Origin of the sequence: Kitasatospora sp. NPDC059327 (assembly GCF_042752535.1) — a bacterium.
Lineage (GTDB): Bacteria > Actinomycetota > Actinomycetes > Streptomycetales > Streptomycetaceae > Kitasatospora.
Genome location: NZ_JBHYYB010000132.1, coordinates 1 through 10,532, shown reverse-complemented (window position 1 = coordinate 10,532; position 10,532 = coordinate 1). Strand labels below are relative to the sequence as shown.

Genomic DNA, 10,532 nt, shown 5'->3' with positions numbered 1-10,532 from the left:
TCGGGGCGCCCCGCGCGGCCGACCGGCGCACCCGCCCCGGGGGGGGGCCCGCGGCCTTGGGCTGGTCGGGGGGCGCCGCCCCCCCCCCCCGGGGGGTTTGGGGGCGCCGCCCCGCGCCCGGCGACGAGGGGCGGATCCGGAGGAGGGCGGGGTGGCCCGGGTGGGTCAGCTCCTGGCCAGGACCTCGTCCCGCCGGTCGGCCGGGTCGACGGATGGATCGTCATAGTCCGCGACGGATACCGGAGTCGTCTTCTTCCGCCGGTCGAGCACGGCGCCCGCGGTGGCGATCAGGAAGCCCAGCACCGCGATCGCGGTGACCAGGACCAGGGCGGGGCGGTAGCCGTCCAACTGGGCGCGGGCGCTGTCCCCGCCGCCGCTGCCCGCGGTGATCATCGCGGTGGCCCCGGCGAGCACCACGGCCGTCCCGACCTGGATCGCGGTGTTGACCAGTCCGGAGGCCAGGCCCTGCTCCTCGTCGGCCACGCCGTCGGTGGCGGCGATGTTCACCGAGGGGAAGGCCAGCGCGAAGCCGACGCCCAGCAGGATCATCGAGGGCAGCACCAGGGTGAGGTACGAGCTGTGCTCGTCCAGCCGCAGGAACAGCGCGAACGCGGCGGCCAGCGAGAACAGGCCGATCGGCAGCAGCCGGCCGGTCCCGAAGCGGTCCACGATCGGGCCCATGAACGGGGCCGACAGCGCGATGAAGGCACCGGCCGGGAGCAGCCCGAGCGCCATCTGCAGGGCGGACCAGCCGAGCAGGTGCTGCAGGTAGAGCGTGACCACGAACTGGAAGCCGCCGTAGGCGCCGGTCATGGTGAAGGCGATCACGTTGGCCCGGGCGACCGAGCCGTTGCGGAAGATGCCGAGCCGGACCAGCGGGTGCGCGGTGCGGCTCTCGATCACGAGGAACGCGGCGGCCAGGGCGACGACCACGGCGAGCGAGCCGAGGGTGCGCGGGCTCAGCCAGCCGGCGCCCTGTGCCTCGGTGACGGTGAACACCAGCAGCAGTACGGTGAGCGTGCCGGTGATCGCGCCGAGGACGTCGTAGCCGCCCTTGGCCCGCTCCTCGGCGGGGCGGGGGAGCAGCCGGATCGCGAAGAGCAGGGCCAGCAGGGCGACCGGGACGGGCATCAGGAAGGTCCAGCGCCAGCCGACCGAGGTGAGCAGGCCGCTGAGCACCAGGCCGAGCGAGAAGCCGCTGGCGCCGCAGGTGGTGTAGATCGACAGCGCCCGGTTGCGGGCCGGGCCCTCGGCGAACGTGGTGGTGATGATGGACAGGCCGGCGGGCGCGGTGAAGGCCGCGCTGACGCCCTTGAGGAAGCGGGCGGCGATCAGCAGGCCGCCGTCGTCGACCAGGCCGCCGAGCAGCGAGGCGCCGGCGAACACGCCGAGGGCGACCAGGAAGACCCGGCGGCGGCCGAGCAGGTCGGCGGCGCGCCCGCCGAGCAGCAACAGGCCGCCGTAGCCGAGGACGTAGCCGGAGACCACCCACTGCAGCGTGGAGGTGGAGAGGTGGAGCTCGGAGCCGATGGACGGGAGGGCGACGCCGACCATGGAGACGTCGAGGGCGTCCAGGAACATCGCGGCACAGAGGACGATCAGGGTGCCCCAGAGGCGGGGGGTCCAGCTCGGCCCGCCGGATGACGGGTCGTCGGTTGCGGTGACGGTCGCGGTGGTCATGGGCTGGACACTACATGCACGTGCATTCAATGCAAGTGAATTAAATGCGAACACATAAGTTGCCTGTGCATGTGGTACCGTGGTCGAGTGGCTGAACTCGACTCCCCGGCGGAGGCCGGCCTGGTCGCCGAATGGCGCGACCTGCTGGCTCGCCATGCCGTGACGACCTGCGCGCTCGATCGTGAGCTGGGCGAGAAGTACGACCTGGGTGTGAGCGAGTTCGAGGTGCTGGAGCGCCTCGTCGAGGAGCGCGACAGCGCCGGCGGTCACCAGCTGCGCGTCCAGGAGCTGGCCGACACCGTCCATCTGAGTCAGAGCGCGCTCTCCCGGCTGATCGGCCGGCTGGAGAAGGCCGGGCTGGTGACGCGCGCGATGTGCCCCAACGACCGGCGCGGCATCCAGGTGGCGCTCACCGAGGCCGGCTGCCGGCGCTACGCCGAGGCCCGCCCCCTGCATCGCGAGGTGCTCGCCCGGACGCTCGGCGCCGCGGCGGGTGGCTCGGCCGGGAGCTGCCGGGTGGACTGACGGACCGTCAATGGTCCGTCGAGCCGCGGGTACCGGCTCAGATCAGTGTCGAGAGCCCCGGTGCGGCGGCCAGCAGGACGACGACGGCGGGTGCGGCGAGCGCCACCAGGGTGAGCCGCAGCCGGTGCGTCACGGGCAGTCGGGGCCGCCCGGCCAGCAGCCGGTCCACCCGCTTCGGGGACTGCGCCAGCCCGGGCGGGCAGGAGCCGAACACCCCGCGGCCCAGGTTCAGTTCGGCCAGTGCCACGGCGGTGGTGTGCCGCCCGTGCCGGCGGGCCGCCCGGTCGTCCGCCGCCAGCTCCACGAGCTCGCCCACCTGGTCCCGGAAGGCGCTGAACACCCCGACCCCGGGGAAGCCCGAGGCGAGGGCCTGCGCGCACTGCGACAGCCAGTGGTGCCGGGCTCGGACGTGTCCGCGCTCGTGGCTCAGGACGGCCGCCAACTCCCGGTCGGTCAGCTGCTGGAGGGCCCCGGTGGTGACCACCAGTCGGGAGTGGTGACCGGGCAACGACCAGGCCTCCGGGCGCAGGTTCTCCAGCACCACCAGCCGTTCCCGCCGGCGCCGCTGGGCCTCGATGGACTCGGGCAACTCGGGTGCCCGGCTGGCCAGGTGGGCGTGCCGCCGGTTGCGGAGGGCCTTCGCCGACCGGACCTCGCGGGTCAGCGCCAGCAGGGTCCGCACGCCGCCGGCCGCCAGGATCGCGGCACAGAGCCGGCCCCAGCCCTCGGCCTCCTGGAGCGCGTACGCGGCCTCCACGCCGTGCGGCGCGCCGGTGAAGAGCAGCGCCCGCAGCGCGGGCAGCGCGGCCGAGGCGGCCAGCACCAGGCCCAGTGCGCAGCACAGCAGGACCGCGACCACCAGGCACTGCCAGACCAGCAGGGCCAGCACGGGTTCGCGCTCGGCCCAGCGGGCCCGGGCCAGCAGCCGGGGCGCCACGGTCGAGAGCAGCAGTCCGAGCAGCAGCAGGCCGAGCAGGGCCGTCATGGCATGGGCTCCCCGAGTACGCACGGAACGCGACAGCGCGCTCCCCGCCAACCTAAGCGCTGACGGCGTCCGGTGGAACGGCTTTCGGCCACCCAGTGACCAACGCCACGCGTGGGGCCGCGCGGAACGGCCTCACATGGTCAGGAGCATGGCGAACATGCCGACGCCCATCGCCAGTCGGCAGGCCCGGGGCAGCCCGGCGGTGCGGGGGCTGACGGTCACCTGGCCGCCCGGCGCCGCCAGCAGGTGGGTGCCGGCCCAGAGCGTGTAGCCGCCGAAGTAGAGCAGCAGCGCGCCGGTCAGCAGCGGGGCGCCCGCGCTCGCGCCGTGGTGGTGGCCGTGCGCGGGCGCGGCGGCCATCACGAGCGCCATGTACGTCATCGCCAGCCCGCCGATCGCGTGGTGCAGCCGGTGGGCCCGCCCGGTCCGGCCGTGCGCGGCGGCCAGCAGGAACACCAGCGCCGGCAATCCGAACAGCCAGGCCCAGAGCGCGGCCGGGACGGCGGCCCCGGTGACGGCCATCGCCGCCATTCCCAGCCCCATCAACGCCTCGGCGGCGTCCGACTCGTAGGCGTGCAGGCGGCCTGCCCCGGCGTCCGCCGCGCACGGCCCGCGGCCCAGGCGGCTGAGACAGTAGGCGCCGGACGTGGCGGTGAGGGCGGCCAGCAGCCAGCTGACCAGCACGGGACCGTGCAACGGCGGCCTCCCGGAGAGCGAGGACGGGCGTACTGTCCACGATCACCGATCGGGGCCGCGCGCAGCAGGGCGCGCACGGGGGCGCACGGGAGTGCCCGCCGTAGTGAAGCTCCGGGGAGCACTTCCGTCACCCGAGTGGCGTTACTCCGTTCGAGTGATTCCGGCCGTTCGGACGACGGGCTGCCGCCTCGGCGCACCGGGCGCCTCACCGCGTCCGCCGCACGGCCGGGCCGCGGCTTCGTCCGGCCGGTCACCCCACCTGACCGGCCGCCTCACCCGGCCAGCCGTCCGGAGGCGACGACGCGGCTCAGGAAGTGCCTGGTCCGCTCGTGCCGCGGCTCGCCGAACACCTGCTCCGGCGGGCCCTGTTCGAGCACCACCCCGTCCTCCAGGAAGCACACCTGGTCCGCCACCTCGCGGGCGAAGCCCATCTCATGGGTGGAGACCACCATCGTCATGCCCTGCTCCTTGAGGTCCCGCACCACCGCGAGCACCTCCCCGACCAGCACCGGGTCGAGCGCGGCGGTGATCTCGTCGAGCAGCAGCAGCCGGGGGCCGGTGGCGAGCGCCCGGACGATGGCCACCCGTTGCTGCTGCCCGCCGGAGAGCCGGTCCGGGTACTCCCGGGCCTTGGCCGCGAGCCCGAGCCGGTCCAGCAGCTCCAGCGCCCGGGCCTCGGCCTCGGCCCGGGTCCGGCCGTGCACCCGGCGCGGCGCCAGCGTGACGTTCTCCAGCACCGTCATGTGCGGGAACAGGTTGTACGCCTGGAACACCACGCCGATCCGGCGCCGGACGGCGTCCTCGTCGGTGCGCGGATCGGTGATCTCCTCGCCGTCCAGGAAGATCGCGCCGTCGTCGATCCGCTCCAGCAGGTTGGCGCACCGCATCAGGGTCGACTTGCCGGAGCCGGAGGCGCCGATCAGCGCCGTCACGGAGTGCTCGGGCACGGTGAGGTCCACGTCGCGCAGCACCAGCTGGGAGCCGAAGGTCTTGCGCACCGACTCCAGGCGCAGGACCGGGTTGGTCGTCACACCACACCTCCCTGGTGCTGACGGCGGTTCATCCGGCGGGTCAGCCAGTCGGTGAACCGGGTGAGCGGGACGGTCAGCACGATGAACACCAGTCCGGCCACCACGTACGGGGTGTAGTTGAACGACCGGCTGGCGATGATCTTCGCCGCGTACACCGCGTCGATCGCCCCGCCGATCGAGACCAGCCCGGTGTCCTTCTGCAGGCTGACCAGATTGTTCAGCAGCGGCGGCACCACCCGGCGGACGGCCTGCGGCAGCACCACGTACCGCATCGCCTGCGCGTTGCTCAGGCCCAGCGAACGGGCGGCCGCCCGCTGGCTCGGGTGCACCGAGTCGATGCCGGCCCGGAAGACCTCGGAGACGTACGCGGAGTACGTCAGCACCAGCGCGGCGCCGCCGAGCAGCATCGGATCGGTGGTCACGCCGGTCAGCCGCAGCGCCGGCACGCCGGTGATCATGACCAGCAGGCAGATGATCATCGGCAGACCGAGGAAGAAGTCCACGTACGCCGTGGCCAGCAGCCGCACCGGCAGGAACACCGGCCCGCGCAGCGTCCGGAGCACCGCCAGCAGCAGGCCGAAGGCCAGGATCAGCACCCCGCAGCCGAGCATCAGCTCCAGGTTGATCCGCAGGCCCCTGAGCACCTCCGGCAGCGCCCGGCGGGCGTACTCGGCGTTGAAGAAGGCCTTCCGGGTGGCCTCCCAGCCGGGGGAGTTCACCACCAGCAGGTAGAGCGCCACCGCCGTCGCCAGGGTCGACGTCCCGGCGATCAGCGCGGCGCGGCGGCCGCGGCCGCGCCGGTACGCCTCGTGCGCCAGCCGCCGCGCGGACGGCCGGTAGGCGTCGTCCCGGTCACCGTCCCGGCTCCCGGGTGTGCCGCCGTCCTTGCGCAGACCGGCGCCAGCCTCGGCGCTCATCGGGACCTCGCTCACTTCAGGACGGGGGCGGAGACGGCGTCGGAGAGCCACTGCTTCTCCAGCTTCGCCAGCGTCCCGTCGGCCCGCAGGGCGTCCACCGCCCGCGTGACGCAGCCGGTGAGCTTGGAACCCTTGTCCAGCACCAGCCCGAACTGCTCGCCCTGGGCGGCCCCCTCGAACTGCCCGACCACCTGGGCGTCCGTCACCTCGGCGCCGGTGATGTAGAAGGCCGTCGGCAGGTCGACCACCAGCGCGTCGATCTGGCCGTTCTTCAGCGCGGCCTTCGCCAGGTCGTTGGAGTCGAAGACGGCCGGCTGCACGGTCGGCCGGATGGTGTTGGTGACGACGTCCAGGCTGGTGGTGCCGACCTGCGCGCCCAGCTTGGCGCCCTTGAGGTCGGCGACGCTCCGGGCCCCGGCCGCCTTGGAGCTCTTCAGCGCGATCACCGCCTGCCGCACGTCGTAGTAGCCGGAGGAGAAGTCGACGGCCTGCTTGCGCTCCGCACTGATCGACACCTGGTTGATGTCGAAGTCGAAGTCCTTGGCGCCGGGGGTGGTCGCCTTGCCGAACGGCGCGACCACCCAGGTCACCTTCTCCTTGGGGTAGCCGAGCCTCTCGGCCACCGCGTACGCCACCGCCGACTCGAAGCCCTTGCCGTTCTCCGGCGTGTCGTCCGTGAACCAGGGGTCGTACGCGGGCTTGTCGGTGCCGACCGTCAGCGTCCCCGCGGTACGGGTGGCCGCCGCGCCCGGCGCGCAGCCGTCGGCCGCCCCCGAGGCACTCGCGGCGGTGCCCGCGTCGGACGCGGAGTCCTGCGGGGCGCACGCGGTCAGCGCGGCGGCGGCGACCAGCAGGGCGGCGAACGGCTTGCGCAGGGAGGTCATGACAGGGCTCCTGGGAGAGGGACCGGAAGGTGCGGGGGAGTGGAGGGCGCGGGGTGCGGGCCGGACCCCGGGCCCGGACGCACCCCGGCGGGTCACTTCCCCCCGGTGGCGGCGCCGGAACACAGGCGGCATGGTCGGCGTACGGGGCCGCGTCCGCGGCGCCCCCCGAGCCGGATCAGCGACAGCGGCGGAGACCGCGCGCGCGACAGCGGGAAGACGCCCGGAGCAGGTCGATGTGGCGTCGGGCCACCAGGATCACCGCCGGGAGCATGGCGGGAGGTTCGCATCCCCGCGGTGCACCTGTCCAGAACATCCAGGGACCCGTCCACATAGCGGACACCGAGTGCCGCCACCCCGCTCCGGGAGGATTGACGGCAGACCCCCCCTTGAACAGGAGAACCTGTCGTACTTATGGTGGTCCTGTTGAAATACCTCCTGTCGAAGTGAGTCCACGATGCAGAATCTTTCGCCAAGGCTCGCTGTGGCGGCCGACGCCCCGGCCTCGACCCACGCCGGCCACCCGGCCTGGCTCCGTCTGAAGGACGCGGTCGAGGCCCTGCGCCCGCTGCAGTCCAAGGACGGCTCGATCGACCTGTCCGCCGTCCAGCGGTACACGGTCGACCCGCTGGTCGCCACGGTGCGCGGCGCGATCGCGGAGCTCGCCCCGCTGTTCCCGCACGATGCCGCCTACCTCGCCGCCGTCGACACGGACCTGGCCAAGTGGGCCGACACCGGCTACCGGGAGCCCGACTTCCTGGACTCGCTGCTCGCCTTCCAGCCGGCCGACCAGCGCGAGGACGGCCTGGAGCACCTGGTCGTCTTCGCGATGTACACCCAGAACGGCAACCCGAACCGGAACCTGGAAGCCGTCCTGCTGCGCGTGGTCTGGCCGGACTGGCTGGCCGAGCTGGAGCGCACCCGCTTCGACAACCCGATGTTCGTGCCGATCACCTTCACCGACTTCACGGCCGGCTACGACACCAACTCCGCCGTCCTCTTCCCCGAGACCGTGGCCGTGCGCAAGGCGCCGGACCGTTTCACCTGGGGCGGCATCTTCTGCGACCGCGAGGCCGCCCGCTTCCGCGCCGTCACCACCAGCGCCGTCCAGCTGCTCGGCCTGGAGATCCCGGCCGACGCCGAGGGCCTCCTGGAGGACCAGGACCGCGCGCAGCAGACCTTCGTCCTGTGGGACCTCGTCCACGACCGCACCCACAGCCACGGCGACCTGCCGTTCGACCCCTTCATGATCAAGCAGCGCAGCCCGTTCTGGATGTACGGCCTGGAGGAGCTCCGCTGCGACCTCACCGCCTTCAAGGAGGCCGTGAAGCTGCAGGCCGAGGGCTACACCCAGGGCCGCGACGTCCAGTACGCCATCCTGTTCGACCGGCTGTTCCGCTTCCCGGTCAGCGGTGACCGCGTGCGCAACTACGACGGCATGGGCGGCCAGCTGCTCTTCGCCTACCTGCACAAGCACGACGCGCTGCGCTGGCGCGACAACCGCCTGAGCATCGACTGGGACCGCGTCGCCGACGTCACCAACGCGCTCTGCGGCGAGATCGAGACCCTGTACCGCGACGGCATCGACCGCCCGAAGACGGCGCACTGGATCGCGGCCTACCAGCTGGTCTCCCGCTACCTGACCCCGCACCCGGCCTCCACCTGGGCCAAGGGCCCCGACGCGCTGCCGCTTGACACCGCCGACGGCAAGGCGCTCAACAAGGCCCTGTGCGACGCGGTCCACCCGGACGAGTTCCCGCTGAGCATGTTCTACGAAGCCCTCGCCAAGAAGCTCGGCGGCGTCATCGCCGCCACCACCGGCATCACCGGCGCCGGTCTCCAGGAGGTCGCCGCGTGAGCACCCACCTCGAAGGCAAGGTCATCGCCGTCGCCGGAGCCAGCGGCCCGGCCGGCCAGGCCGTGCTGCGCCGCCTCGCGGCCGACGGCGCCACCGTGATCGGCGCCGACATCGACCCCCAGCGGTTGGAGAAGGCCCTCGACACCGTGCGCGCGGCCGTCCCCGGCGCGCGGATCAGCGGCCAGGTCATCGACCTGCTCGACCCGCAGGAGGTCCACGACTGGGCCGACCACCTGGAGGCCGAGCACGGCCACGTCGACGGCCTGCTGCACCTGGTCGGCGGCTGGCGCGGCAGCAAGAAGTTCTTCGACACCCGGATCGACGACTGGGACTTCCTGCACGACACCGTGGTGCGCACGCTCCAGCACACCTCGTTGGCCTTCCAGCCCGCGCTGATCCGCAGCGAGTCCGGCCGGTACGCGATGATCTCCGCCGCGGCAGCCCACAAGCCGACCGCCGGCGGCGCCGCCTACGCGGCCGCCAAGGCCGCCACCGAGGCCTGGACGCTCGCCCTGGCGGACTCCTTCAAGAAGGAGACCACCGCCGCGGACGGCGAGCCCACCGCCGCGGCTGCGATCCTGGTGATCAAGGCACTCCTCAGCCCCGAGATGCGGGCTGAGAAGCCGGACGCGAAGTTCACCGGCTTCACGGACACCGCCGACCTCGCCACCGCCCTCGCGGGCCTCTGGGACCGCCCCGCGGCAGAACTGAACGGACAGCACCTGTGGCTGACAGCCCGATGACCGAAGCGACCTCGACCGACGCGGTACGGCGGCACGACCCCGCCGTCCGCGGCTTCGCCAGCGACAACTACGCCGGCGTGCACCCCGAGGTCCTCGCCGCGATAGCGCTCGCCAACGGCGGCCACCAGGTCGCCTACGGCGAGGACGACTACACGGTCCACCTCCAGGACGTCTTCCGCCGCCACTTCGGCGAGAAGGCCGAGGCGTACCCCGTCTTCAACGGGACCGGTGCCAACGTCGTGGCCCTGCAGGCGCTGCTCCCGCGCTGGGGTGCCGTGGTCGCCGCCGAGAGCGCCCACATCAACGTGGACGAGGGCGGCGCGCCCGAGAAGATGGGCGGCATCAAGCTCCTCACCGTCCCCACCCCCGACGGCAAGCTCACCCCGGAGCTGCTCGACCAGCAGGCCTGGGGCTTCGGCGACGAGCACCGCGCGCAGCCGCTCGCGGTCTCGATCACCCAGAGCACCGAGCTCGGCACCCTCTACACGGTGGAGGAGATCCGCGCCATCGTGGACCACGCCCACCAGCTCGGCATGCTGGTGCACGTGGACGGCTCCCGCCTCGCCAACGCGGCCGCCTCGCTCGGCGTGCCGCTGCGCGCCTTCACCACCGACGTCGGCGTGGACGTGCTCTCCTACGGCGGGACGAAGAACGGCCTGCTCTTCGGTGAGGTCGTCGTGGTCCTGAACCCCGAGCGGGTCCGGAACATCAAGTACCTGCGCAAGACCTCGATGCAGCTCGCGTCGAAGATGCGCTTCGTGTCGGTCCAGTTCGAGGCCCTGCTTGCGGGAGACCTCTACCTGCGCAACGCCGGCCACGCCAACGCGATGGCCAGCCGGCTGGAGACGGCCGTCCGCGGGATCGAGGGCGTGACCGTGGTCCGCCCGGTCCAGGCCAACGCGGTCTTCGCGATTCTCCCGCGCGAGGTCAGCGAGCGACTGCAGAAGCGTTACCGCTTCTACTTCTGGAACGAGCACACCGGCGAGGTCCGCTGGATGTGTTCGTACGACACCACCGAGGCCGACATCGACGCCTTCGCGGCCGCCATCGCCGAGGAGATGGGCCGCGCCTGACGGCACCGGTGACCGTGGATCGTCCCGTCCCGCGACAGCGGGGCGGGACGATTTGCATGTGGCGGGCCGGTCCCCGTACAGTTCCGGAGTCGCACCGAGAGGGGCGGCGGAATGCGAGTCGGACGAATGAATCTCCGGAAAAC

At 72.7% G+C, this 10,532-nt stretch carries 10 protein-coding genes; 4 read left to right on the top strand and 6 right to left on the bottom strand.

What is annotated here, in order from left to right; genetic code table 11:
- Nucleotides 1-165 precede the first annotated feature (165 nt).
- A complete protein-coding gene (locus ACFXHB_RS40355; RefSeq protein WP_380581395.1) occupies nucleotides 166-1,680 on the bottom strand; it encodes an MFS transporter in 1,515 nt (504 codons plus the stop codon).
- 87 nt (nucleotides 1,681-1,767) lie between these two features.
- On the opposite strand from ACFXHB_RS40355, the gene ACFXHB_RS40350 reads away from it, so the two are divergent.
- A complete protein-coding gene (locus ACFXHB_RS40350; protein WP_380581393.1) occupies nucleotides 1,768-2,205 on the top strand; it encodes a MarR family winged helix-turn-helix transcriptional regulator in 438 nt (145 codons plus the stop codon).
- Nucleotides 2,206-2,242: 37 nt separating this feature from the next.
- Here ACFXHB_RS40350 and ACFXHB_RS40345 read toward each other — a convergent pair whose 3' ends face one another.
- From ACFXHB_RS40345 to ACFXHB_RS40325, 5 genes are all read right to left on the bottom strand, one after another.
- A complete protein-coding gene (locus tag ACFXHB_RS40345; RefSeq protein WP_380581391.1) occupies nucleotides 2,243-3,190 on the bottom strand; it encodes a M56 family metallopeptidase in 948 nt (315 codons plus the stop codon).
- A 132-nt stretch (nucleotides 3,191-3,322) separates the two neighbouring features.
- Entirely contained in the window at nucleotides 3,323-3,886 is a 564-nt protein-coding gene (locus tag ACFXHB_RS40340; RefSeq protein WP_380581389.1) for a DUF5134 domain-containing protein, read from the bottom strand.
- A gap of 272 nt (nucleotides 3,887-4,158) precedes the next feature.
- Complete coding sequence (locus ACFXHB_RS40335; protein WP_380581387.1) at nucleotides 4,159-4,917, bottom strand: amino acid ABC transporter ATP-binding protein; 759 nt, start codon at nucleotides 4,915-4,917, stop codon at nucleotides 4,159-4,161.
- The gene (locus ACFXHB_RS40330; RefSeq protein ID WP_380581385.1) at nucleotides 4,914-5,834 is read right to left on the bottom strand and encodes an amino acid ABC transporter permease; all 921 of its coding nucleotides are present in this window, start codon (nucleotides 5,832-5,834) and stop codon (nucleotides 4,914-4,916) included. The genes ACFXHB_RS40335 and ACFXHB_RS40330 overlap by 4 nt, the downstream gene beginning before the upstream one ends.
- An 11-nt stretch (nucleotides 5,835-5,845) precedes the next feature.
- Nucleotides 5,846-6,718, bottom strand: coding sequence for an ABC transporter substrate-binding protein (locus ACFXHB_RS40325; RefSeq protein WP_380581383.1), 873 nt, complete (start codon nucleotides 6,716-6,718; stop codon nucleotides 5,846-5,848).
- A gap of 454 nt (nucleotides 6,719-7,172) precedes the next feature.
- On the opposite strand from ACFXHB_RS40325, the gene ACFXHB_RS40320 reads away from it, so the two are divergent.
- The 3 genes from ACFXHB_RS40320 to ACFXHB_RS40310 are packed head-to-tail and all read left to right on the top strand — an operon-like array spanning nucleotide 7,173 to nucleotide 10,389.
- Nucleotides 7,173-8,573: a DUF6421 family protein gene (locus ACFXHB_RS40320; RefSeq protein ID WP_380581381.1), complete on the top strand. Its 1,401-nt coding sequence runs from the start codon at nucleotides 7,173-7,175 to the stop codon at nucleotides 8,571-8,573.
- Nucleotides 8,570-9,316 (top strand): SDR family NAD(P)-dependent oxidoreductase, encoded by a 747-nt coding sequence (locus tag ACFXHB_RS40315; protein ID WP_380581379.1) that lies wholly within the window; start codon nucleotides 8,570-8,572, stop codon nucleotides 9,314-9,316. Before ACFXHB_RS40320 ends, ACFXHB_RS40315 begins: the two co-directional genes overlap by 4 nt.
- Nucleotides 9,313-10,389: a threonine aldolase family protein gene (locus ACFXHB_RS40310; RefSeq protein ID WP_380581411.1), complete on the top strand. Its 1,077-nt coding sequence runs from the start codon at nucleotides 9,313-9,315 to the stop codon at nucleotides 10,387-10,389. Before ACFXHB_RS40315 ends, ACFXHB_RS40310 begins: the two co-directional genes overlap by 4 nt.
- The last annotated feature ends 143 nt before the right edge of the window (nucleotides 10,390-10,532 follow it).